Here is a 23,229-nt window from a genome sequence, read left to right on the forward strand (position 1 = left end):
GCAAAAAACAAGCCGAGGATTATACCTGAGCTATGACCTCACGCGCCAGTTGAGGTCGGGTTTGATGCGGAAACATTGCGACTTAAAAGGTCGCGCAGTTGATTTTTCTCTTCGGCGCTCAGTTCGCTTTGACGCGCTTTTCTGAGCAACTGTTCCAGATTTTGCTCGCGTTGACGGGCTGACAAGCTAGTAATGGTGTCGAAAAACTGTTGTTCAAGGTTTTCTCCATCAATCAGCCACTCCTTTTCCGCCAGCGCCTTGAGCAAGCGACCCTGTTCAGTGCCGTGCCATCGCGCGATCAACTGAAATGAGTTTAGCTTGGGATTCTTCTGTACGGCTTCGAGCAGCGCCACAAGCAGCTGGGCGTTGGTCTGATTTTCGTCCGCAATGTGCCCGGCGTCCTCGACGCGCTCGGCCAGTTGCGGGTGGTGAAGCAAGGTTCGCAGGGCGGTCAGGGTCGGTGATTCGACGCCAATCGGCGTGCGCGGGCGTTGCTGATCGCGATCGCCGCCACGCTTGCCGTTCTTGTCCCAGGGTTTCTTGTCCCATTTCTTGCCGCCGGCGCCGGGTTTCTTCGGCGTCCACTCCTGCTGCGGCACATACATGTCCTGTGCCTGCGGCTGATGGTAGTCGCTGTAGTCCGGCATTGCGTCGTAATCGATGCCCGGATCGTAGGCCGGCGGCGCTTCCTGTGGGGCGCTCTGGGCCAGCTGACTGACGGTTTCACTGCTCAGGCCGGTGATTTCGGTCAGGCGCTGCCGCATCAGAATGCGCAGGTTGGCCCCGGGCACTTTGTCGATCAACGGTGCAGCAAGGGTGGCCATGTGGGCCTTGCCCTCGAGCGAGCGCGGATCGGCTTCTTCGGTCAGTTGCTGGAAGAAATAGTCCGCCAGCGGCTGCGCATGCTGATTGATGCGCGCCTTGAAGGCGTCGGTGCCTTCGGCGCGGACCAGAGTGTCCGGGTCTTCACCTTCGGGCAGAAACAGGAAGCGCGCGCGGCGCCCGTCCTGCAGGCACGGCAGTGTCGCTTCCAGCGCGCGCCAGGCGGCGTTGCGGCCGGCCTGGTCGCCGTCGAAGCAGAACAGAACGTTCGGCACGACACGAAACAGGCGCTTGAGGTGTTCTTCACTGGTCGCGGTGCCCAGGGTCGCGACGGCATTGCGCAAGCCTTGCTGGGCGAGGGCGATGACGTCCATGTAACCCTCGACGACGATGATTTCGTCGAGGTTGCGGTTGTTCTTGCGTGCTTCATAGAGGCCGTAGAGTTCCTGGCCTTTATGGAAGACCGGGGTTTCCGGCGAGTTCAGGTATTTCGGTTTGTCGTCGCCCAGTACCCGGCCACCGAAAGCGATGATCCGGCCGCGAGTATCGCGGATCGGGAACATCACGCGGTCGCGGAAGCGGTCATAGCGTTTGCCGGTTTCGGCGTTTTCGATCAGCAGTCCGGCGTCGATCATGGCCTTCTGCTGCAGGGTATCGCTGCTCAAGTGTTTGAACAGGTTGTCCCAGCCCGGCGGCGCGAAGCCGAGGCCGAAGTCTCGGGCGATCTCGCCGGTCAGTCCGCGGCCCTTGAGGTAATCCACGGCGGCTTTACGCGCGGGATGGCTCTTGAGTGCCTGCCGGTAAAAGTCGGCGGCGGCGGTCAGTAGCGGGTACAGCGGCGAATCGGTCGGTTGCCGCGGTTTGTGCGGGCGGCCGCTTTCTTCGCGGGGGATCTCCATCCCGGCGGCTTTGGCCAGATCTTCGACGGCCTGGGGGAAATCCAGGTTGTCGTGGTCCATGAGAAAGCCCAGGGCGTTGCCGCCGGCGCCGCAACCGAAGCAGTAATAGAACTGCTTGTCGGGGCTGACGCTGAACGACGGGGTTTTCTCTTTATGGAACGGGCAGCAGGCGGTGTAGTTCTTGCCGGCCTTTTTCAGTTGCACGCGCGAGCTGACCACGTCGACGATGTCGGTGCGGTTCAGGAGGTCGTCAATAAAGCTCTGGGGAATCAGCCCGGCCATGGCGTTCTCGTCTGTGCAGTAATGAGTCCGATGCGAAGGGCGGCCGGACGCAGGTCTTGAGTGAAGCGCACGTGATGGGTGGCTCGACCGGTGTCGTTTGCGTGATCGCTGTCGGGAAGTGTATCTGCCGAAAATCCACTGACGTTAGTTCTTATCAGTCTTCGACTATTTGAAAGTGTTGCGCTGAATCCGCTGACGGCCGATAAATGGCCTCGGATAGCTCAATAAAACGGGCACGCATGCAGGTGCCTTGGGCTGATCGTCGTGAGAGGAATCAGTGGGTGTGCTCGTCAGTAGCCTTGAAAGGCTCGTCAGAAAAGACGTGCACCGCTGGCAAAAAAGCCAGGTCTGACGTGTGAAGCAGATTTGTCTCGGTCGCATGTGCGGCTTCGACGATGAAGCATCAAGCGTTTTACGCAAATGCCATTAGCCCGGCTGAGGGCCGGGCTTAGGCAAGAAGCTTGCTACGAACGTCTGTGTATTAGTACAGACGAACGGCGCGGCGCTGTTCGCGCTGAACTTTCTTGGCGTGACGCTTAACAGCGGCTGCTGCTTTGCGCTTACGCTCAGAAGTTGGCTTCTCGTAAAATTCGCGGCTACGAACTTCAGCCAGTACACCGGCTTTTTCGCAGGAGCGCTTGAAACGACGCAGAGCTACGTCGAAGGGTTCGTTCTCTTTAACTTTGACGGCTGGCATCCAGAGCTACCTTCATTCATTACCGGGGTCAACATCCTCGCGGCAAAAGAGCACTTGAAGACGTCGGTTTTTAAGGGTTGCGGATGTTAACCCCTCATCGCTCGGAATGCAAAGCCTCTGATCGAAAACCGCTAGTCGGGGCATCGCGTGGCGACTATTATGCGCGCCTTCGAATTCAGCCTAAACAAGGCGCAAACCCATGCTAGTACTGGGATTAGAAACCTCCTGCGACGAAACCGGCGTCGCATTATACGACAGCGAACGCGGCCTGCTGGCCGACGCGCTGTTCAGTCAGATCGATCTGCACCGCGTCTATGGCGGTGTGGTGCCGGAGCTGGCCTCGCGTGACCACGTCAAACGCATGCTGCCCTTGATTCGTCAGGTGTTGGCCGAAGCCGACTGCGTGCCGACAGAGATCGACGCCATCGCCTATACCGCAGGCCCCGGCTTGGTCGGGGCGCTGCTGGTGGGTGCTTCCTGCGCTCAGGCGCTGGCGTTTGCCTGGGGCATTCCGGCACTCGGTGTGCACCACATGGAGGGCCACTTGCTGGCGCCGATGCTGGAGCCAAAACCGCCGGAGTTTCCGTTCGTCGCTTTGTTGGTTTCCGGTGGTCATACGCAGCTGGTTCAGGTTGATGGCATCGGCCAATACAGCCTGCTCGGCGAGACCCTCGACGATGCCGCCGGTGAAGCGTTCGACAAAACCGCAAAAATGATGGGGCTCAATTACCCGGGCGGGCCGGAAATCGCCAAGCTGGCGGAGAAAGGCGTTGCAGGGCGTTTCACATTCCCGCGCCCGATGTGTGATCGCCCGGGGCTGGATTTCAGCTTCAGTGGCCTCAAGACCTTCGCCCTCAACACCTGGCAGCAATGCGTCAGCGCCGGGGACGACAGCGAGCAAGCCCGTTGCGACATTGCGCTGGCGTTCCAGCAGGCCGTGGTGGAGACTTTGACCATCAAGTGCAAGCGTGCCCTGAAACAGGCCGGGATGAAGCGTCTGGTGATCGCCGGCGGCGTCAGCGCCAACAAGGCGTTGCGCGTTTCGCTGGAAAAGATGCTCGGTGACATGAAGGGCGATGTGTTCTATGCCCGTCCCGAGTTCTGCACCGACAATGGCGCGATGATCGCGTTTGCCGGTTGCCAGCGTTTGCAGGCCGGTCAGCAGGAAAGTCTGGCGATCAGCGTGCAGGCACGCTGGCCGATGGAGCAGTTGTCGGCGCTGTGATGAGTGGCGTTGATGAGCGGTATTTAAAAATGCCGTTCGCGCCCGGCAAACAGGTCGCGTAGATTGCCGCGGTGGCGCCAGACGATCAGTAGCGTCAACGCGCTCATCGGCAGCAGCGCCTCCGGTTCCTGCCAGGCCAGCAATGGCAGGGTCAGGGGCGTGGCGATCAGCGCCGCCAGCGAGCTGGTGCGGGTCAGGTAGAACGTCAGTAGCCAGGCGCACACCGCCAACAGTGCGGCGGGCGGATACAGGCCCAGCAGCATGCCGGCAGCGGTGGCGACGCCTTTGCCGCCGCGAAAGCGGAAGTACAGCGGGAACAGGTGACCGATCACGGCGCAGACGCCGATCCAGGCCTGATCCTGTAGCGAAAGGCCCACGGCCGCTGCGATCAGCACCGGCACCAGGCCTTTGCACAGATCACCCAGCAGGGTCAGGATCGCGAGTTTGCGGCCGGCCAGGCGCAGCATGTTGGTGGCGCCGGCATTACCCGAGCCACTCATTCGCGGATCCGGGTTTCCGGTCAGGCGGCTGAGCAAAATGGCGAAGGACAGAGAGCCGAGCAGGTAGGCGAGAGTCGCCAGTAACCAAAACATGCTAACTATTCCGGGCGAGGACGCCCTGATTCTAACGGCGCATTGCGCCCTTGTCGTGCAGCGGAGAAAAGTGCTTGGACAGAGTGTTTATCGAGGGCCTGGAAGTCGACACCGTGATCGGTGCCTACGACTGGGAGCGCGGCATCCGACAGTGTCTGCGTCTTGATCTGAGCTTCGCTTGGGACAATCGCCCGGCAGCGGCCGGTGACGACCTGACCCTGGCGCTCGATTACGCCAGTGTTTCCACGCGTATCCAGGCCTTTGCCGAGCAGGCGCAGTTCCAACTGGTCGAGACCTTTGCCGAGCGTCTGGTCGAAGTGCTGATGGCCGAGTTCAAAATCACCTGGGTTCGCCTGAAACTGACCAAGCCTGGCGCTGTGCCGGCGGCCAAGGGTGGCGTGGGCGTGGAGATCGAGCGCGGATGTCGCTGACTCAGGTGTACCTCGGGCTCGGTAGCAATATCGAGCGCGAAACCCATTTGCGCGCCGGGCTCGATGCTTTGGCGACATTCTTGGTGGATATCCGCTGTTCGGCGGTGTTCGAGAGCCAACCGGTGGGAATCAAGAGCGGACCGTTCTTCAACTTCGTGGTCTCGGCGTTTACCGATCTGCCGTTGATGGAGCTTGATCGGCGCTTGAAATTCATCGAGGCCGATAACGGTCGCTATGCACCGGACCGCAAGGGTTTGCCGCTGGATATCGACGTGCTGTTGTACGGCGACCTGACGGGTAACTTCGACGGTTTGATCCTGCCCCGTGCCGAAATCCTGAAAAACGCCTTTGTGCTGTGGCCGCTGTCGCTGATTGCGCCGGATCGGGTGCATCCGGGGGTGGGAAAAAGCTTCGCGGCGTTGTGGGCCGAGGCGCAGATCGATCAGGTGTTGGCGCCGGTGGCTTTTGAATGGCGCGGCGCGCAACTGACCCCACCGAATCTTTTGATCTTGCCTTAGCGGCTTTCCTTGTATGCCTTCAACGCCTTGAGTCGTTCACGCTTGAGTGCTTCACCCAACTCCGGGCCCTTGAATCCCTTCTCCAGCAACGGTTGCACCGCCACGCCACGCGCGACAGTAGCTGCGCCGCGCAGATAATCCGCCTGTGGATAACTGCGCTGCTCCAACCCTTTGCGTCCTCGTGCATCCATCTCGCACGCGACGATGAATTCCTCAAAACGCTGCGGGCGGCGATACACGTCAAAACTCTGCAGTAATTCCAGCAAGGTCGACGCCTTCAGTTCCAGTGCACGGTGACCATGGGTGTGGTACTGGCCGACCAGCAGCGCGAGTTCCTGACAATCCTTCGGGGCCTTGAAGCGTTCGTTGACCGCTTTGATCAGCTTCAGCCCTTTGTGCTCGTGGGCGATGTGCCGTGGCCATTCTTCTTCCGGTGTCAGGCCTTTGCCGAGGTCGTGCAGCAGGCAGGCCCAGCGCACGGTCAGCGGCTGTTTGTGCCGTGCCGCTTGTTCGAGCACGCTCAGGGTGTGGATGCCGCTGTCGATTTCCGGGTGATGAGCCTCCGGTTGCGGTACGCCAAACAGCGCATCCACTTCCGGCATCAAGACCTTCAATGCGCCGCAGTCGCGCAGTACCTGAATGAACACCTGTGGCTGATCTTCCATCAGTGCCCGGGAGATCTCTTTCCAGCTGCGCTCGGCGGTCAGGGCTTGCAGCTCGCCGGACTCGCTGAGCTGACGCATCAGCTCAAGGGTCTCAGGGGCAACGGTAAAACCCAGTCCGGCATAGCGAGCAGCGAAGCGAGCAACGCGCAGTACCCGGAGCGGATCTTCGGCAAACGCCGGGGAAACGTGGCGCAGGATTCGATTTTCGAGGTCGCGTTGGCCGTGATAAGGGTCGGTCAGATTCTGCTGACCGTCCTCAGCCATTGCGTTGATCGTCAGATCGCGGCGAATGAGGTCTTCTTCAAGGCTGACTTCGGGGCTGGCGTGAAAGGTGAAGCCACCATACCCACGGCCGCTTTTACGCTCAGTGCGGGCGAGGGCGTATTCCTCGCCGGTTTTGGGATGAAGGAACACCGGAAAATCCGCGCCGACCGGGCGATACCCCTGGGCGAGCATCTCTTCTGTCGTGGCACCGACCACTACCCAATCGACATCGGTAACCGGTAGCCCGAGCAGGCGATCACGTACTGCGCCGCCGACCTTGTAAATCTGCATAAAAAACCTCCGTTGGCCCGACAGGATAACCCTTGCGCCGGACTTTCGGAGGTCAAAACCGGATCAAAGATGAATGACGGCCAGATCGAGCCTGCCGTAATCCCCTTCACTGTGTTCGTTGCGTGGCGGTACGTGGTGAGTTTTCATGATCTGGTCGCCCTGCAGGGTTTCCAGTTGAATGTCGAAGCCCCACAACCGATGCAGATGTTTGAGTACCTCTTCGGTGGAATCGCCCAATGGTTTGCGGTCATGCTGCTGATGACGCAGGGTCAGGGAACGGTCGCCGCGCCGGTCGATGCTGTAGATCTGCACGTTCGGCTCGCGGTTGCCGAGGTTGTATTGCGCGGCCAGGGTTTCACGAATGATCCGGTAACCGGTTTCGTCGTGGATCGCCGGTACCAGCAGATCGTCCTTCTGGTCGTCATCGAGGATGCTGAACAGCTTGAGGTCGCGGATGACCTTGGGTGACAGGTACTGCAGGATGAAGCTCTCGTCCTTGAAGCTGCTCATGGCGAACTTGATGCTCGACAGCCAGTCGGAACCGGCGATGTCCGGGAACCAGCGCCGGTCCTCCTCGGTAGGGTTTTCGCACATGCGGCGGATGTCGCGATACATCGCGAAACCCAGTGCATAAGGGTTGATCCCGCTGTAGTAAGGGCTGTCGAAACCTGGCTGGAACACCACGCTGGTGTGCGAGGTGAGGAATTCCATCATGAATCCGTCGGTCACCAGGCCTTCGTCATACAGGTCGTTCATCAGCGTGTAGTGCCAGAATGTGGCCCAGCCTTCGTTCATCACCTGGGTCTGGCGTTGTGGATAGAAGTACTGGGCGATCTTGCGCACGATGCGCACGATTTCCCGCTGCCACGGCTCCAGCAGCGGGGCGTGTTTTTCGATGAAGTACAGGATGTTTTCCTGCGGCTCGGCCGGGAAGCGGGCGTTGTCCTTGTCGCTGTATTTGTCTGCGCCTTTGGGGATGGTGCGCCACAGATCGTTGATCTGCTTCTGCATGTGTTCTTCGCGGTCCTTTTGCCGCCGGCGTTCTTCTTCGGCGGAAATCGGATATGGACGTTTGTAGCGATCGACGCCGTAGTTCATCAGCGCATGGCAGGAGTCGAGCAAGTCCTCCACCGCATCGATACCGTGGCGCTCCTCGCACTGCATGATGTACTGCTTGGCGAACACCAGGTAGTCGATGATCGAACTGGCGTCGGTCCAGGTGCGGAACAGGTAGTTGCCCTTGAAGAAGCTGTTATGGCCGTAGCACGCGTGAGCCACCACCAGTGCCTGCATGCAGATGGTGTTTTCTTCCATCAGGTAGGCGATGCACGGGTCCGAGTTGATCACAATCTCGTAGGCCAGCCCCATCTGCCCGCGGCTGTAGGATTTCTCGGTGCTGAGGAAGTGTTTGCCATAGGACCAGTGGTGATAGCCCAGCGGCATGCCGACCGAGGCATAGGCATCCATCATCTGTTCGGCGGTGATCACTTCGATCTGGTTGGGATAGGTATCCAGGGCGTAGCCGGCCGCAATCCGGGCGATCTCGCGGTCGTAGGCCTGAATCAGCTCGAACGTCCATTCGGAGCCGGTGGAAATGGGTTGGCGTTTCTGCTCTTTGGCGGTCATGTCACTAACCTGCGCTGGAAGAGTTCACGGAAGACCGGATAGATATCCCCGGCCGAGACCAGCTGCTGCTGGGCAAACGTGTCGGAAAAGGCTTCGGCGATGCGTTCGTATTCGTACCAGAGGGCCTGATGTTCGCGTGGGGTGATCTCCACATAAGTGTAGTACTGCACAAACGGCATGATCTGGTTGATCAAGATGTCGCGGCAGATCGGCGAGTCATCGTTCCAGTTGTCGCCGTCGGAGGCTTGTGCGGCGTAGATGTTCCACTCGTTGCTCGGATAGCGCTCGGCCATGATCTCCTGCATCAGTTTCAGGGCGCTGGAAACGATGGTGCCGCCGGTTTCCCGCGAATAGAAGAACTCTTCTTCGTCCACTTCCCGGGCGCTGGTGTGATGGCGAATGAACACCACGTCGATCTTGTCGTAGTTACGCTTGAGGAACAGGTACAACAGGATGAAAAAGCGCTTGGCGATATCCTTGGTAGCCTGGGTCATGGAACCCGAAACGTCCATCAGACAGAACATCACGGCTTTGGAGCTGGGGTTGGGCTGCTTGACCAGCAGGTTGTATTTCAAATCGAAGGTGTCGAGAAACGGCACGCGATGGATGCGCGCGCTGAGCCGCTCGATTTCCGCTTCAAGTTCTTGAATATCGCCGAAGTTGTCTGGTTCTTCGCGTTTGAGGCGTGCCAGCTCTTCTTTGGCTTCGCGCAGCTTGGCGCGGCTGCTGCCGGACAGCGCAATGCGTCGCGCGTGGGCCGAGCGCAGGGTGCGGATGATGTTGATCCGTGACGGGTTGCCTTCGTTGCTGATCCCTGCGCGAACGGTCTTGAAGGTGTCGGTGCCGCTCAGGTTGCGTTTGACCAGGTTGGGCAGTTCGAGGTCTTCGAACATGAACTCAAGGAATTCTTCCTGGGTGATCTGGAAGACGAACTCGTCCATGCCCTCGCCGGAATTGCCAGCTTTGCCCGGCCCGCGCCCGCCGCCACCCCCCGGAGGCCTGGCGATGTGTTCGCCGGCGGTGAATTCCTTGTTGCCGGGATGAACCACGGTCTGCTTGCCGCCGCGGCCGTGGTGAAGCACCGGTTCGTCGATGTCGCGACCGGGAATACTGATCTGCTCGCCATGTTCCATGTCAGTAATGGAACGCCGGCTGACCGCCTCTTCGACAGCCTTCTTGATGTGATCACGGTAACGCCGCAGGAAACGCTGGCGGTTTACCGTGCTCTTGTTCTTGCCATTGAGACGTCGGTCGATCACATAGCTCATAGACCCCTCCGGGGAGCTTCAAGTCATAAGCCTCGAGCTGCAAGTGAAAGCTCTCCCGTTCCCGAAACCGGTCTCTGCTGTTCTCTTGCAGCTTGTCGCTAGAAGCTTGCAGCTGCTTTATTGCGATTTGCGGACCCGTAGGTACCATTCGGAAAGAAGCCGTACCTGTTTGTCGGTGTAGCCGCGTTCGACCATTCGAGTAACGAAGTCGTTGTGTTTCTGTTGATCCTCTTTGCTGGCCTTGGCATTGAAGCTGATGACTGGCAGCAGGTCTTCGGTGTTCGAGAACATTTTCTTCTCGATGACCACCCGCAGTTTTTCGTAGCTGAGCCAGGTCGGGTTCTTGCCGTTGTTGTTGGCCCGGGCGCGCAATACGAAGTTGACGATTTCGTTGCGGAAATCCTTCGGATTGCTGATGCCGGCCGGTTTCTCGATTTTCTCCAGTTCTTCGTTCAGCGCGACGCGGTTGAGGATCTCGCCGGTCTCCGGATCGCGATATTCCTGATCCTGAATCCAGAAGTCCGCATACAGCACGTAGCGGTCGAAGATGTTCTGGCCGTACTCGCTGTAAGACTCCAGATAAGCGGTCTGGATCTCTTTGCCGATGAATTCGATATAACGTGGCGCCAGGTATTCTTTCAGGTAACGCAGATAGCGCTCGCGGGTCTCGGCCTGGAACTGTTCCTGTTCGATCTGTTGTTCCAGCACATAGAGCAGGTGCACCGGGTTGGCGGCGATTTCATGCGGATCGAAGTTGAACACCTTGGACAGGATCTTGAACGCAAAGCGGGTCGACAGACCGTTCATGCCCTCGTCGACGCCTGCCGAGTCGCGGTATTCCTGGATCGACTTGGCTTTTGGATCGGTGTCCTTGAGGTTTTCCCCGTCGTAGACGCGCATCTTCGAATAGATGTTGGAGTTTTCCGGCTCCTTGAGGCGCGACAGCACGGTGAACTGCGCCAGCATCTTCAAGGTGTCCGGTGCGCAGTGGGCCTTGGCCAGAGAGCTGTTGAACAACAGCTTGTCGTAGATCTTCACCTCGTCGCTGACCCGCAGGCAGTACGGCACTTTGACGATGTAGATCCGGTCGATGAACGCTTCGTTGTTCTTGTTGTTGCGGAAGGTGTGCCACTCCGATTCGTTGGAGTGGGCGAGCAGGATCCCGGTGAACGGAATCGCCCCCAGCCCTTCGGTACTGTTGTAGTTGCCTTCCTGGGTGGCGGTCAGCAATGGGTGCAGCACCTTGATCGGTGCCTTGAACATTTCGACGAATTCCATCAGGCCCTGGTTGGCCCGGCACAGCGCACCGGAGTAGCTATAAGCGTCGGCGTCGTTCTGTGGGTATTCCTCGAGTTTGCGGATGTCGACCTTGCCCACCAGTGCCGAGATGTCCTGGTTGTTCTCGTCACCCGGTTCGGTCTTGGCCACGGCAATCTGGTTGAGGATCGACGGGTACAGCTTGACCACGCGGAACTGGCTGATGTCGCCACCAAATTCGGCCAGGCGTTTGGTCGCCCATGGCGACATGATCGTATTCAGGTAGCGCCGCGGAATACCGAAATCTTCCTCGAGGATCGCGCCATCTTCGGTGGCGTTGAACAGACCAAGGGGGGATTCGAATACCGGCGAGCCCTTGATCGCGTAGAAGGGCACTTTTTCAATCAGTTGTTTCAGCTTCTCGGCCAGGGATGATTTACCGCCGCCGACGGGGCCGAGCAGATAAAGGATCTGTTTCTTCTCTTCCAGACCTTGGGCGGCGTGGCGGAAATACGAGACGATCTGGTCGATGCATTCTTCCATCCCGTGGAAGTCTTCAAAGGCCGGATAGCGACGGATCACCTTGTTGGAGAAGATGCGTGACAGCCTCGAGTTGGTCGAGGTGTCGAGCAGTTCCGGCTCGCCGATGGCCAGTAACAGACGCTCGGCAGCGGAAACGTAGGCGCTACGGTCTTTCTTGCACAGCTCCAGGTACTCTTGCAGCGAGAGTTCTTCCTGGCGTGTGGACTCGAAGCGTTGTTGGAAGTGGCTAAAGATACTCATGACGTCACCTCGCTCGATACGTGGAGCCGACGCCGGATCACTCAGTCGATGCTGGCAAACAGCCGTTTTGGCAGCTGTTTGTTTACCCCCCAGAACACTTCCACGATCGACAATCGTGAAAGTCACTCCCGATGACCCGTGCGCCGGTGTACCGGCTCTCCCCTGATTTGGATGGCCTGGGCTTAAGGATAGTTGGGAATTCGGGAGGTAAAGGCGAGATACGTAATTATGTGTGGCAGACCGTTCGTCTGCCGCGCGCAGGCCCACGGCAGCCGGGGCCTGCGCGTGACAAAAAAAATTATTCGGCGGTGCCTTGCGCAGTTTCCGACGGATAAGTCGCACGCCACAGCTCGAAGCCGCCGTCCATGCTGTAGACGTCGGAGAAGCCTTGGCTGACCAGATAGGCAGCTGCGCCCTGACTGGAATTGCCGTGGTAGCAGACGACAACAGTCGGTGCGTCGAGATCTGCACCTTGAATGAAAGCGTGCAGGGAGTGATTGTCCAAATGCTTCGAACCGCTGATATGCAGGGCAGCGAAGGTGGCGGGATCGCGGACATCGACCACTACGGCACCTTGCTCGCGCAGGGCCTGGGCCTGTTCCGGGGGGATTCGTTTGAATTCGCTCATGGCGGTTTCCTGTAGCTCGGCAGAATGCGCAGTCTAACGCGGGGCGCTGACTGGCGGCGTTTCGGGGATAAGTGGGGCGACAGTTGGCGCGAGTCCGCCGTGTTCGTCGCATTTGCACGACACGCGCTCGCCACTGTCGACGTTCATCAGGGTCAGGCTGCCGCCCCAGACACAACCAGTGTCGAGCGCCGAGATGCCCGGTTCGTGGACATCGCCTTCCAGCGCGGCCCAGTGGCCGAAAATGATCCGCAGGCCGCGGGTCTTGCGCTCTTTGTGCTGGAACCACGGCTTGTAGCCCGGCGGTGCTGTGTCGAGGCCTTCCTTGCTCTTGAGATCGAGCTTGCCGTCGGCGGTGCAGAAGCGCATGCGGGTGAAATAGTTGGTGATCACGCGCAGGCGGGTGACGCCGGTGAGATCGCTGTCCCATTTCGCCGGCTCGTTGCCGTACATGCCATCGAGGTACAGCGGAAACAGGTTGTCGTCACGCAGCGCAGCTTCGGCTTCGGCGGCGTACTTCAAGGCCTTGCGCAAGGACCACTGCGGAGGGATGCCTGCATGCACCATGGCGACGTCGCGTTGTTCGTCGTAGTGCATGAGTTTCTGCTGGCGCAGCCATTCGAGCAGGTCGGCCGCGTCGGGGGCTTCGAGAATCTCGCGCAGGGTGTCGGATTTTTTCAGGCGCTCGATGTTGTTGGCGGCAGCAAGCAGGTGCAAGTCGTGGTTGCCGAGCACGCAGATCAGCGATTCACGCATGCCATACAGAAAACGCAGGGTTTCCAGTGAATGCGGGCCACGGTTGACCAGGTCACCGACCAGCCACAGTCGATCGAGTTGCGGATCGAACGCGACTTGCTTGAGCAGGCACTTGAGCGGTTCGAGGCAACCTTGCAGGTCGCCGATGGCATACGTCGCCATTAGTGCAGGGCTCCAGGGACGGCGAGGCGGAACGGCTTGATGATGGCGTCGAAATGTTTACCGTCGTCGGCGACCATTTGGTAAGTGCCTTGCATGGTGCCGACCTTGGTGGTCATCACTGTGCCGCTGCTGTAGGTGTGGCTTTTACCGGCATCGATCAACGGTTGTTGGCCGACCACGCCAGCGCCGCGCACTTCCTCTACATGACCATCACCGTCGGTGATCACCCAGTGCCGCGAAAGTAGCTTGGCAGGGATTGCGCCATTGTTCTGCACAGTGATGGTGTAGGCGAAGGCGAAGCGGTCTTGCTCGGGTTGCGATTGGTCTGCCAGGTAGTGGGTAACGACACTGACGTCGACCTGATAACGAGGATCGGACATGCAAAAGGGCCTTAAGCAAAGCGGAACGCGGGGCGTAGCTGATGGGGGTCAGTCTAGGCAAGTATCGGGCAGTAAACCAGAGTGGCGTCCTGCCCGATAGCGTTCATCGCCTGTCAGTCGGCGATGGGGGCGGGGGCTTGCTCGCTGAGCTTGTCGGCCAGACGCACGAACGCGGCGAGGTCCAGTTGCTCGGGACGCAGGCTGCCGTCGACGCCGGCGGCTTCGATTTCGGCGGCCGTCATCAATTGCTTGAGGGTGTTGCGCAGGGTCTTGCGACGCTGGTTGAAGGCTTCACGAACGACGCGCTCCAGTAGGCGATGATCCTTGGCCGGGTGCGGCAGCACCGCGTGCGGCACCAGACGGACGATGGCCGAGTCGACTTTCGGCGGCGGGTTGAATGCGCCCGGCCCCACGTTGAACAGGTGTTCCACGCGGCAGTGGTACTGAACCATGATCGACAGGCGACCCCAGTCACCGCCACCCGGGCCTGCCGCCAGACGCTCGACCACTTCCTTTTGCAGCATGAAGTGCATGTCGCGGATGATGCCGGCGTTGTTCAGCAGGTGAAAGATCAGCGGTGTGGAGATGTTGTACGGCAGGTTGCCGACCACGCGCAGGCTGTTCGGTGCGGCGTTCAGCGTATTGAAGTCGAACTTCAACGCATCGCCCTGATGCAGGTTGAAGTTGCTCTTGCCGGCGAACTGCTGGTTGAGGATCGGAATCAGGTCCTTGTCCAGCTCCACTACGTCCAGTTGCGCGCCGGAGCTGAGCAGGCCGGCGGTCAGTGCGCCCTGGCCCGGGCCGATTTCCAGCATGCGGTCGTCAGGCTTGGCGCTGATGGAGCGCAGGATGCGGTCGATGACGCCGGCATCGTGCAGGAAGTTCTGGCCAAAGCGTTTGCGCGCCTTGTGTTGGTATTGCTCGGTCATAAACGGGTCTCGGCCATCTGGTAGGCGGTTTCCAGGGCAACCTGCAGGCTGCCGGTGTCGATCTTGCCGCTGCCGGCCAGATCCAGGGCGGTGCCGTGATCAACCGATGTGCGGATGATCGGCAGGCCAAGGGTCACGTTGACCGCAGCGCCGAAGCCTTTGTACTTCAGCACGGGCAGGCCCTGGTCGTGGTACATCGCCAGCACTGCGTCGCAGTGCTCCAGATATTTGGGGGTAAACAGAGTGTCGGCAGGCAGCGGGCCACGAAGGTCCATGCCCTCGCCGCGCAGGCGCTCTAAGGTAGGTTCGATGATGTCGATTTCTTCATGGCCCAGGTGTCCGCCTTCACCGGCGTGCGGGTTGAGTCCGCAAACCAGGATGCGTGGCCGGGCGATGCCGAATTTGTCTTGCAGGTCGGCGTACAGAATCCGCGTGACCCGCTCCAGCCGCTCCGGTGTGATCGCATCGGCAATCTCGCGCAGGGGCAGGTGGGTGGTAACCAATGCCACGCGCAAACCGCGGGTGGCGAGCATCATCACCACTTGAGCGGTATGGGTCAGGTCGGCGAGAAACTCCGTGTGCCCGGAGAAGGCAATGCCGGACTCATTGATCACGCCCTTGTGTACGGGGGCGGTGATCATCCCGGCGAAATCGCCGTTCAGGCAGCCGTTGCCGGCGCGGGTCAGGGTTTCGAGGACGAACGCGGCGTTGGCCTTGTTCAGTTGCCCGGCAACCACGGGGGCGCTGAGCGGGGTGTCCCAGACGTACAGGCTGCCTGCCGGCGCCGGCGCGTCCGGCCATTGACCGGGTGCCACCTCCAGCAAAGTGACGGCCAGCCCCAACTGCGCGGCCCGCTCAAGGAGCAGGTCGCGGCTGGTGATGGCAATCAGGGGGTGTGGCTGGGCTTGCGAGGCGAGCAGCAGGCACAGGTCGGGACCGATGCCGGCTGGTTCGCCGGGTGTCAGCGCGAAACGCTTGGGTTTCACTGCGCTGCCTGGTCTGCACCAGGGAGTTTGATTTCTACGTAGGCTTCTTCACGAATCTGACGCAGCCAGTTTTGCAGCTCTTCATCGTATTTTTTGTTACGCAGAACAGTCATCGCTTGTTGCTCGCGGGCCTGCTCGGTGCTGTCGGTGGCGCGGCGGCCAAGGACTTCCAGCACGTGCCAGCCGTACTGGGTCTGGAACGGCTTGGACAGCTGACCTTGCGGGGTCTTGGCCATCACTTCGCGGAATTCCGGTACCAGTGCATTCGGGTCGATCCAGTTCAGGTCGCCGCCGTTGAGTGCCGAGCCCGGGTCTTCGGAGTAGTTCTTCGCCAGTTCAGCGAAGTCTTCACCCGCCAGAATGCGGTCGTACAGCGATTGCACCAAAGCTTTGGTCTTGGCTTCATCACGGATCGGGCTTGGCTTGACCAGGATGTGGCGCACATGCACCTCATCGCGCATCTGTGCTTCGCCACCGCGTTTTGCCAGCAGCTTGAGGATGATGAAACCACCCGGGGTGCGTGCAGGTTGAGTGATGTCGCCAACGGCCATGCTGCTCAGCTCACGGTCGAACGGCGGTGGCAGTTGTGCGGCTTTACGCCAGCCCATGTCGCCGCCTTCCAGTGCGTTGTCGCTGCCGGACTTGGCCACGGCCATCTGACCGAAGTCAGCGCCTTGCTTGAGTTGCTGGTAAACGTCCATCGCCTGACGGTAAGCACTCTGAATCGCTTCAGAGTTGGCGCTTTCCGGCGTTGGAATCAGGATGTTGGCCAGGTGCAGCTCTTCGGACAGTTGCATCTTGCCCAGGTCGGAGGCGAGGAAGTTCTTCACTTCCTGCTCGGAGACCTGGATGCGTTCTGCCACGCGGCGCTGACGCACACGGCTGATGATCATCTCGCGCTTGATCTGGTCACGGGCGTCGTCATAGTTCAGACCGTCGTGAGCCAGAGCCGCGCGGAATTGATCCACGGTCATGTTGTTGCGCTGGGCGATAGTGCCAACAGCCTGGTTCAGTTCTTCATCGGTGATGCGGATGCCGGAACGCTCGCCGATCTGCAGTTGCAGGTTTTCGACGATCAGGCGCTCGAGCACCTGCTGATCCAGCACGCCCGGAGGCGGCATGCCGCCGCCACGCTTGGCAATGGTCTGCTGAACTTCGTGGACACGCTGGTCCAGTTGGCTCTGCATGACCACATCGTTATCAACGATAGCGACCACTTTATCGATGGACTGTACTGCGGCGTTGGCCGCAGTACCCAGGAACAGCGCGCCCAGCAGCAGCGGGCGCAGACAATCAGAAAGCTTGGTCTTCACGTTGACGATAACCTTGGATGCCTTTGTCGAGGAAGCTCTCTACCTTGGCGCCAGTCAGGCCGCCGAGTCCCTTCAGAACAATTTGGAGGAAGACGCCGTGGTCGCCTTTTTCGTTTTGCGGAGCTTCCTGACTGAATTCGTCGTAGGAAACCCAGTAACGGTTGATCAGGCGCAGTTTCCAGCAGCAGTTGTCGTACTCGAAACCACCGAAGGCTTCCAGCGTACGGTTGCGGTTGTAGTCGTACTGCCAGCGGCTGATCGCGCTCCACTGCGGAACGATCGGCCAGATGACCGAGAAGTCATGCTGCTGGATCTTGTAGTAGTCCTTCACGTAGCCAGGCTGACCCGGTGTGCCGTAGTCGCCGCCACCCACCGACCATTTACCGGTGTTCTGGTCGTAACGAACCTGGTCGTTGCGATAGCGATAACCGACGTTGACCACCTTGTTCGGGTTGTCTTCAGGCTGGTAGTGGAACATCGCGCTACCCGAGCGAGGGCTGCGGCTGTCCGGGTCCCAGTTGTAGTCGGCCGTGGTGCGCCAGTCGCGGTTCCAGCGGTATTCGTATTCCAGCGCGTAGGGCGATACGTCGGACTGCGCATCTTTACGATCCTTGAACGCGACGCCTGGCAGTTGGACTTCACGATCCTTGAAGTAGTACGCCTGGCCGACGCTGATACGTTGACGCTCGAAACCGCTGTCTTCGATCCAGCGGCTGGTCACACCGAGCGACAGCTTGTTCTCGTCGCCGACACGGTCGGAGCCGGAGAAGCGGTTGTCGCGGAACAGCGACGCGTAGTTGAAGGTGTATTCACTGGTATCGAATACCGGAATGTCTTCCTGATCGACCTTGGGTACATAGAGGTAGAACAGACGCGGTTCCAGGGTCTGGCGATAGTTCTTGCCGAAGTACGACGTGTTGCGGTCGAAGTACAGGCCGCTGTCGATGCTGGCAATCGGCACACCACGGTTCTGGTTGCTGTCGAACTTGCCATTGAGCTTCTGGTTTTCCGGCGACATTGCAGCAATCTGCGATTTGCCAGTGCCGTCCAGATCCAATTGGTACTGGGTGTACTGATACTTGAGCGATGGCTTGAGGAAGCCATAGGTCCAGTTCATCGGCAGGCTGACGCCTGGCTTCAGATTCAGACGGTCGCCGTTGGCGCGCGCCAGGCCCTGAACGTTTGTATCCAGGCGCGGCGAGATGGTGCCATCTTCATCGGTAAAGTTGCCGTTTTGCAGATCACGATCAAACCGCACAATCTCGGTCTCGTAATCGAAGTTCAGACCTTCTGGGTGATACGGCAGCTGACCATTGAAGGTGATCTGCGGCAGACGACCGTAAGGCGTGATGTTCGAAACAGTAGCCAGTTGGTACTGCTGAGCATTCAGGCGTGCGACGTAGCTGTCACCGCGGTAGGTCACCGAACCCTGCTGGTTCACGTAGTCGGCGCTCTTCACACCGATCTGATCGGTGGTCAGGTCCTGGAAGTAGTACGGATCGCTGATCTTGGTGTAATCAACCTGAGTCATCACACGGGAGTCGAGACCGCCCTTGTGCTGCCAGTTGTACATGTAGCGATTTTTTTCGTAGTCGGTCTGCTTGCTGCGATCGGTATCTTCGTCGTTCAGATACGCCGCACCGAACTGGCCTTCGCTGGACTTGGTCAGGTAGCGGAATTCGCCTTCGACCAGCATGCCGCGCTTGCTCATGTAACGTGGGTACAACGTGGCGTCGTAGTTCGGCGCCAGGTTGAAGTAGTACGGAGTCACCAGCATGAAGCCGGTATCGCTGCCGGTGCCGATGGTCGGCGGCAGGAAGCCCGATTGGCGACGGTCGTCGATCGGGAAGTAGATGTACGGCGTGTACAGGATCGGAATGTCCTTGACCCGCAGCGTCACGTTGGTCGCGGTACCGAAGCCGGTGGCCGGGTTCAGGGTGATGTTGTTGCCCTTGAGCTGCCACGCGTTGCTGTTCGGTTCGCACGTGGTGTACGTGCCGTCCTTCAAGCGGATGATCGCGTTCTCGGCACGCTTGGCGTACAGCGCGTTACCGCGGATGCGCGATTTGTGCATCACGTATTCGGCGTTGTCGACCTTGGCTTCACCGGTATCGAGCTGCACATCGGCGTGGTCGCCGACGATCAGCGCGCCGTTGTCGCGGATGCGTACGTCGCCGTTGAGTTCGGCGCGGCTCTCGGCCTGATACAGGCTGGCCTCGTCGGACTCGACCTGCATGCTGCCCTGACGCAGAACCACGTCGCCGGCCAGCGTACCCACCTGATCTTCGGTGTTGTAGCGCGAGGCCTTGGCGCCGATAAAGGTCGGTGCGTCACTTTTATTCGTCTTGTCATTCATGCCAGGACGAATCGGTTCGATATAGGAACCAGAGCAGTAAGGACCGGTCTCGGCCAATTGGGCGGCGGTGAGCTTCTCGCGCGGAACCCAGTCGAGGTGACTGTAGTCTTCGCTACGGGATTTCAGGCCGCGGCCCTTGGCTTCGGTGACCAGCACAGGCTTGGCGCCGGTGTCGGAAGTCGAACCGTTCTGGGCCGGGGCTTCGCCGGCGGCGCTGACAGCGCTGCCGTCATGCACCGGACGCGGCGGCAATGCAGCCGCCGGCGTCTTGGGCGCACACGCCCAGCCACCCGTTGCCGAGACGGCGCAGTCATACTGCTCGGCGGCAACAACGAATTGACTGGCCAGAGGTTGCATAGCCAGCAGACTGCCGGTTACCAACAACGGAAATTTTTTACGAAACGCGGGGGATTTCAATGCCATCTTATTAGTCCGGGCTTCCTGCGTGCCATCTGCCCGCGGTGTGGGCCGCACGCCTCTCGATGGTCTGAAAAAGATGCTGGATAATAAAGCATGACCCGCTTGACGGCTAGCGCCGTCGGAGACCCTTGCAATGCCTGACCAAGATGTACGCTTGCAACACCTGAAAGTTTGGCTCGATGAGCAGTTGGCAATCCTGTTTGCAGATCAGGGCTGGGGCACCGTGCCCCCGGCCACGTTGACCGCGGCCAGCAGCGACGCGAGTTTCCGGCGTTATTTCCGCTGGGAAGGAGAGGGCCGCAGCTTCGTCGTGATGGACGCCCCACCACCCCAGGAAAACTGCAAACCGTTCGTGGATATCGCCTTTTTGCTGGCGAAATCCGGAATTAACGTGCCGAAAATTTATGCAGAAGACCTCGAACGCGGATTTCTTTTGCTCAATGACCTGGGCAACAAGACCTATCTGGACGTGATCGACGGCGAAAATGCCGACGCTCTGTTCAGCGATGCCTTGCAGGCGCTGTTGGCTTTTCAGCAATTGCCGATGGTGGCACCGCTGCCGAGTTACGACGTGGCGCTGTTGCGCCGCGAGCTGGAACTGTTCCCCGAGTGGTACGTGAAGCGCGAGCTGGGTGTCGAGTTCGACGCGGCACAGCTGCAACAATGGCAAGCCGTCAGCGATCTGCTGATCGACAGCGCCCTGGCCCAGCCGAAAGTGCTGGTGCACCGCGACTACATGCCGCGCAACCTGATGCTCAGCGAGCCGAATCCCGGCGTGCTGGATTTCCAGGATGCGGTGTATGGCCCGGTCACCTACGACGTGACTTGCCTGTTCAAGGACGCCTTCCTCAGTTGGCCTGAAGAGCGGGTGCGTGGCTGGCTGGAGAATTACTGGCAGCAAGCCTCGGCGCTGAACATCCCGGTGCAGGCGGACTTCGAAGACTTCCTGCGTGCCAGTGACCTGATGGGCGTGCAGCGCCACCTGAAAGTCATCGGCATTTTTGCCCGCATCTGCCATCGCGATGGCAAACCGCGCTATCTGGCCGACGTGCCGCGCTTCTTCGCCTATATAGAAGCGGTGATTGCGCGTCGTCCTGAGTTGGCGGAGCTGCAGGCGTTGCTCGCCAGTCTGCGTGGCGGAGTGACTGCATGAAGGCGATGATTCTGGCGGCAGGCAAGGGCGAGCGCATGCGCCCGCTGACCCTGACCACCCCAAAACCGCTGGTGCGTGCTGGCGGCGTGCCATTGATCGAATATCACCTGCGGGCGCTGGCGGCGGCCGGTTTCAGCGAAATCGTGATCAACCATGCCTGGCTCGGTCAGCAGATCGAGGATTACCTGGGCGACGGTTCGCAGTACGGCGTGAGCATCCAGTATTCGCCGGAAGGTGAGCCGCTGGAAACCGGCGGCGGGATTTTCCGCGCCTTGCCGTTGCTCGGTGACGATGCCTTCCTGGTGGTCAACGGCGACATTTGGACCGACTACGACTTCAGCGTGCTGCATCAACCGATCAATGGTCTGGCCCATCTGGTGCTGGCTGACAACCCGGCCCATCACCCGACTGGCGATTTCACCTTGGCCGACGGTCAGGTGACCGATGGCCAGCCGGATTCGCCAACCCTGACCTACAGCGGCATCGCCGTGCTGCATCCGCAGTTGTTCGATGGCTGCACGGACGGCGCGTTCAAGCTTGCACCGCTGCTGCGCAAGGCCATGGCGCAAGGGCAGGTCACGGGCGAGCGTCTGAAAGGCCATTGGGTCGATGTCGGTACGCATGAGCGTCTGGCCGAAGCTGAAGCATTGATAAAAGCGAGTCGTTGATATGTTGTGGCCAGGGACTCTGATTGGAGCCGGAGCGGGTTTTGCGATCGCCAGCATTCCGGGGGCCATGCTTGGGGCGTTGTTGGGACAGGCGCTGGATCGGCGCCTGCATTTGCAGAGCTGGGGGCATCTGCGGGAAAAACTCGGCGGTCGGCCGATGTTGCGCAACGACGAGCTGCTGTTCGTGTTGCTCGGGCGTCTGGCCAAGAGTGATGGGCGGGTGACGGACGGTCATATCCAGCAGGCGCGCAATGAAATGAACGCTCTGGAAATGAGCGAGCCGGCGCGGCGTCGGGCGATCGCCGCGTTCAATCGCGGCAAGTCCGGCGGTGACCATTTGCGCGGCTATCTACGGCGTCTGAGTGCCCAGCCCCATGCTGCCGAAGGCGTGTTGCGCGCCTGCTGGCGGATGGTCTGGGCCGACGGTCGCGCCGGCGTCAGCGAGCGTGAACTGTTGGCGCAGTGGGGCAAGTGGCTGGGGTGGACAACGCACCAGATCCAGGCGCTGGCCAGTGATTATGAGCCGCACAAACGCCCGATTGTCAGTGCGGCGGTGAGTTATCAGGAGGCGATGCGTCTGCTCGGCGTGTCGGTGACCAGCGAACCGGCGCAGATCAAGCGAGCTTACCGGCGCCTGCTCAGCCGTCATCATCCGGACAAGATTGCCGGCAGCGGTGCGACGCCGGAGCAGGTGCGTGAAGCGACCGAAAAAACCCGCGAGCTGCACAACGCGTTTTCGCTGATTCGGGCGCGGCGGGATTTTCGCTAGCGGTTAAAAGATCAAAAGATCGCAGCCTGCGGCAGCTCCTATTTTGGAAGGCGTTTCCTGTAGGAGCTGCCGCAGGCTGCGATCTCTTGATTTTGTTTGTGTCAGTCAGTCTTCTGTGGATTCAACCAACCGCGAACCCGGCGGAACAGTTGCTCCTGCTCAGCCGTTTTATCCGGCAATGCCTTGAGCGCGACCTGGCTGAACGCTGAAGTCTTCAAGCGCTTGCTGGCCTGCATGCGTTCCAGGGCTGCGTTGCGATCCAGCGCCTTGTCCATGTAGAAAATGTCGGCCGTCGGCAGCTTCAATGTCGGCGTCAGCTCGGCCAGTTGCGGTTGAGCCTTGGCCGGGGCCTGGGCGTCGACCATGACGAATTTTTCCACTTGGGCCGTTTGCCGCTCGCTCAGAAACCGCGCCGCCCAATAAGCCCCCGTGCCGTGACCCAGCACCACGATGTGCCGGGCACTTTGTTGTTCGGCGTAGGCAATCGCGGCGTCGATGCGGGTGAAGATGCGTTCGGCGTCAGCCTTGGCTTGCTCTTCACTGGTTTCAGCAACCACCTGCTCCGCGACTTCCGCTTCACCGCCGGCCGCCTGCTCGATCGGTTGCGCGGTGGTGGAATCCTTGCTGCCGCTTTCCGGGGCTTTCGGCGCCGCCGGGGCGGCAATCACCCGCGGTGCGATGGCATCGCTTTGCAGGTCGGGCAGGGTGATACTCAGGCTGCTCCACTCGACGTCGGGCAATTTGCGTCGCAGCGGGCCGATCACTTGTGGCCAGTCAGCGGTTTCGCCGGCGCCGGGGACGATAATCACCGCGCCCTTGGGCTCGGCGGTGTTGGCCGGTTTCCACAGGGCGAGGAAGGTGTCGGTGCCGGCCTGCAATTGCTGCTGTTCTTGCGCCGGGACTTTGCGTTCGAGTGCTGCGGCCTCTTCCTGACTACGCTCAAGCAGTGGCTGGCGTTCGGCTGGTTTTTCAGCGGCCGGTTGCTCGGCGGTGGAGGCGGGCGCCGGATCGGCGGCTTCGACGGAAAACGCACAAGGCAGGATCAGCGACAGGCACAATGCTGGCATTGCCAGGCGGTAGACAGAGGGCAT

Annotated in this window: 21 protein-coding genes; 6 read left to right on the top strand and 15 right to left on the bottom strand. The window is 60.1% G+C overall.

Annotation, left to right across the window (positions count from 1 at the left end):
- Nucleotides 1–38: 38 nt before the first annotated feature.
- A complete protein-coding gene (gene dnaG, locus KKQ10_RS08005; RefSeq protein ID WP_215500734.1) occupies nucleotides 39–2,003 on the bottom strand; it encodes a DNA primase in 1,965 nt (654 codons plus the stop codon).
- Between the two features lie 481 nt (nucleotides 2,004–2,484).
- Nucleotides 2,485–2,700 (bottom strand): 30S ribosomal protein S21, encoded by a 216-nt coding sequence (rpsU, locus tag KKQ10_RS08010; protein ID WP_002551877.1) that lies wholly within the window; start codon nucleotides 2,698–2,700, stop codon nucleotides 2,485–2,487.
- A 199-nt stretch (nucleotides 2,701–2,899) separates the two neighbouring features.
- On the opposite strand from rpsU, the gene tsaD reads away from it, so the two are divergent.
- The gene (gene tsaD / locus KKQ10_RS08015; protein WP_039768071.1) at nucleotides 2,900–3,925 is read left to right on the top strand and encodes a tRNA (adenosine(37)-N6)-threonylcarbamoyltransferase complex transferase subunit TsaD; all 1,026 of its coding nucleotides are present in this window, start codon (nucleotides 2,900–2,902) and stop codon (nucleotides 3,923–3,925) included.
- A 23-nt stretch (nucleotides 3,926–3,948) separates the two neighbouring features.
- Here tsaD and plsY read toward each other — a convergent pair whose 3' ends face one another.
- Complete coding sequence (gene plsY, locus KKQ10_RS08020; protein WP_123454039.1) at nucleotides 3,949–4,518, bottom strand: glycerol-3-phosphate 1-O-acyltransferase PlsY; 570 nt, start codon at nucleotides 4,516–4,518, stop codon at nucleotides 3,949–3,951.
- A 74-nt stretch (nucleotides 4,519–4,592) separates the two neighbouring features.
- On the opposite strand from plsY, the gene folB reads away from it, so the two are divergent.
- Nucleotides 4,593–4,949, top strand: coding sequence for a dihydroneopterin aldolase (gene folB / locus KKQ10_RS08025; protein WP_016772885.1), 357 nt, complete (start codon nucleotides 4,593–4,595; stop codon nucleotides 4,947–4,949).
- Nucleotides 4,940–5,467 carry a 2-amino-4-hydroxy-6-hydroxymethyldihydropteridine diphosphokinase gene (gene folK / locus KKQ10_RS08030; protein ID WP_215500735.1) on the top strand — a complete coding sequence of 176 codons (528 nt, stop codon included), beginning with the start codon at nucleotides 4,940–4,942 and terminating at the stop codon, nucleotides 5,465–5,467. Before folB ends, folK begins: the two co-directional genes overlap by 10 nt.
- Here folK and KKQ10_RS08035 read toward each other — a convergent pair.
- The 11 genes from KKQ10_RS08035 to KKQ10_RS08085 form a co-directional block, all read right to left on the bottom strand.
- Nucleotides 5,464–6,687, bottom strand: a complete 1,224-nt coding sequence (locus tag KKQ10_RS08035; RefSeq protein WP_215500736.1) for a multifunctional CCA addition/repair protein — start codon at nucleotides 6,685–6,687, stop codon at nucleotides 5,464–5,466. The genes folK and KKQ10_RS08035 overlap by 4 nt on opposite strands.
- Before the next feature lie 63 nt (nucleotides 6,688–6,750).
- Complete coding sequence (locus tag KKQ10_RS08040) at nucleotides 6,751–8,313, bottom strand: SpoVR family protein (protein ID WP_215500737.1); 1,563 nt, start codon at nucleotides 8,311–8,313, stop codon at nucleotides 6,751–6,753.
- Nucleotides 8,310–9,581, bottom strand: a complete 1,272-nt coding sequence (locus tag KKQ10_RS08045; RefSeq protein ID WP_215500738.1) for a YeaH/YhbH family protein — start codon at nucleotides 9,579–9,581, stop codon at nucleotides 8,310–8,312. The genes KKQ10_RS08040 and KKQ10_RS08045 overlap by 4 nt, the downstream gene beginning before the upstream one ends.
- A gap of 117 nt (nucleotides 9,582–9,698) precedes the next feature.
- On the bottom strand, nucleotides 9,699–11,621 hold the full coding sequence (locus KKQ10_RS08050) for a PrkA family serine protein kinase (RefSeq protein WP_007910115.1): 1,923 nt from the start codon (nucleotides 11,619–11,621) through the stop codon (nucleotides 9,699–9,701).
- A 298-nt stretch (nucleotides 11,622–11,919) separates the two neighbouring features.
- Entirely contained in the window at nucleotides 11,920–12,249 is a 330-nt protein-coding gene (gene glpE / locus KKQ10_RS08055; protein ID WP_095137419.1) for a thiosulfate sulfurtransferase GlpE, read from the bottom strand.
- A gap of 33 nt (nucleotides 12,250–12,282) precedes the next feature.
- A complete protein-coding gene (locus KKQ10_RS08060; RefSeq protein ID WP_215500739.1) occupies nucleotides 12,283–13,164 on the bottom strand; it encodes a symmetrical bis(5'-nucleosyl)-tetraphosphatase in 882 nt (293 codons plus the stop codon).
- Nucleotides 13,164–13,544: a Co2+/Mg2+ efflux facilitator ApaG/CorD gene (apaG, locus tag KKQ10_RS08065; protein ID WP_215500740.1), complete on the bottom strand. Its 381-nt coding sequence runs from the start codon at nucleotides 13,542–13,544 to the stop codon at nucleotides 13,164–13,166. Before apaG ends, KKQ10_RS08060 begins: the two co-directional genes overlap by 1 nt.
- Nucleotides 13,545–13,657: 113 nt before the next feature.
- Complete coding sequence (rsmA, locus tag KKQ10_RS08070; RefSeq protein ID WP_215500741.1) at nucleotides 13,658–14,473, bottom strand: 16S rRNA (adenine(1518)-N(6)/adenine(1519)-N(6))-dimethyltransferase RsmA; 816 nt, start codon at nucleotides 14,471–14,473, stop codon at nucleotides 13,658–13,660.
- Nucleotides 14,470–15,459 carry a 4-hydroxythreonine-4-phosphate dehydrogenase PdxA gene (gene pdxA, locus KKQ10_RS08075; protein WP_215500742.1) on the bottom strand — a complete coding sequence of 330 codons (990 nt, stop codon included), beginning with the start codon at nucleotides 15,457–15,459 and terminating at the stop codon, nucleotides 14,470–14,472. The genes rsmA and pdxA overlap by 4 nt, the downstream gene beginning before the upstream one ends.
- A complete protein-coding gene (gene surA, locus KKQ10_RS08080; RefSeq protein ID WP_127647782.1) occupies nucleotides 15,456–16,772 on the bottom strand; it encodes a peptidylprolyl isomerase SurA in 1,317 nt (438 codons plus the stop codon). The genes pdxA and surA overlap by 4 nt, the downstream gene beginning before the upstream one ends.
- Nucleotides 16,753–19,551: an LPS-assembly protein LptD gene (locus KKQ10_RS08085; protein WP_215500743.1), complete on the bottom strand. Its 2,799-nt coding sequence runs from the start codon at nucleotides 19,549–19,551 to the stop codon at nucleotides 16,753–16,755. Before KKQ10_RS08085 ends, surA begins: the two co-directional genes overlap by 20 nt.
- A gap of 130 nt (nucleotides 19,552–19,681) precedes the next feature.
- Between KKQ10_RS08085 and KKQ10_RS08090 the strand changes: the two genes are divergently transcribed.
- From KKQ10_RS08090 to KKQ10_RS08100, 3 genes are read left to right on the top strand one after another with little or no spacing between them, the layout of a single operon-like run.
- On the top strand, nucleotides 19,682–20,701 hold the full coding sequence (locus KKQ10_RS08090; protein ID WP_215500744.1) for an aminoglycoside phosphotransferase family protein: 1,020 nt from the start codon (nucleotides 19,682–19,684) through the stop codon (nucleotides 20,699–20,701).
- Nucleotides 20,698–21,369 carry an N-acetylmuramate alpha-1-phosphate uridylyltransferase MurU gene (gene murU, locus KKQ10_RS08095; RefSeq protein WP_215500745.1) on the top strand — a complete coding sequence of 224 codons (672 nt, stop codon included), beginning with the start codon at nucleotides 20,698–20,700 and terminating at the stop codon, nucleotides 21,367–21,369. Before KKQ10_RS08090 ends, murU begins: the two co-directional genes overlap by 4 nt.
- A 1-nt stretch (nucleotide 21,370) precedes the next feature.
- Nucleotides 21,371–22,138, top strand: coding sequence for a TerB family tellurite resistance protein (locus KKQ10_RS08100; protein WP_215500746.1), 768 nt, complete (start codon nucleotides 21,371–21,373; stop codon nucleotides 22,136–22,138).
- A gap of 101 nt (nucleotides 22,139–22,239) precedes the next feature.
- Here KKQ10_RS08100 and KKQ10_RS08105 read toward each other — a convergent pair whose 3' ends face one another.
- On the bottom strand, nucleotides 22,240–23,229 hold the full coding sequence (locus tag KKQ10_RS08105; protein WP_215500747.1) for an alpha/beta hydrolase family protein: 990 nt from the start codon (nucleotides 23,227–23,229) through the stop codon (nucleotides 22,240–22,242).

The sequence above is a fragment of the Pseudomonas sp. MG-9 genome (genome assembly GCF_018729515.1).
Taxonomy (GTDB): domain Bacteria; phylum Pseudomonadota; class Gammaproteobacteria; order Pseudomonadales; family Pseudomonadaceae; genus Aquipseudomonas; species Aquipseudomonas serboccidentalis.